This window comes from Candidatus Protochlamydia sp. R18, from assembly GCF_000648255.1.
GTDB lineage: Bacteria > Chlamydiota > Chlamydiia > Chlamydiales > Parachlamydiaceae > Protochlamydia > Protochlamydia amoebophila.
The window spans coordinates 1-273 of the sequence record NZ_BASL01000751.1 but is presented as its reverse complement, the minus strand read 5'-3'; the positions used below and the strand labels follow the sequence as shown (position 1 = coordinate 273).

General features: G+C 36.3%; 1 protein-coding gene. It reads right to left on the bottom strand.

Going from position 1 to position 273, the window contains the following annotated elements:
- Window positions 1–273 (bottom strand): transposase (locus tag TY19_RS27325; RefSeq protein ID WP_042281972.1); only part of this gene is annotated, 273 nt, incomplete at both ends.

Sequence of the window (273 nt, the reverse complement as noted above, 5' to 3'; positions counted from 1 at the left end):
ACCTTGTTTCAAAAGCCTCTTTGAAAGTTCTTTCGAAATATATCCCTTATCACCAAATAGTTTTCCAAAAATCCCTTTCGACAAAGTTTCGGCAATAGAAACATCAGCGACATTTCCAGGAGTTAGCTGAAAAGCCAAAATTTCTCCTTTCTCATTGATCATGAGATGCAATTTAAACCCGAAAAACCACCCTGAAGTTGTTTTCCCTCTCTTTGCTAAACCTTTAAAGACCTTGTTTCTTTTTATGCGTTTATTGTGGCAAACATCTATCGA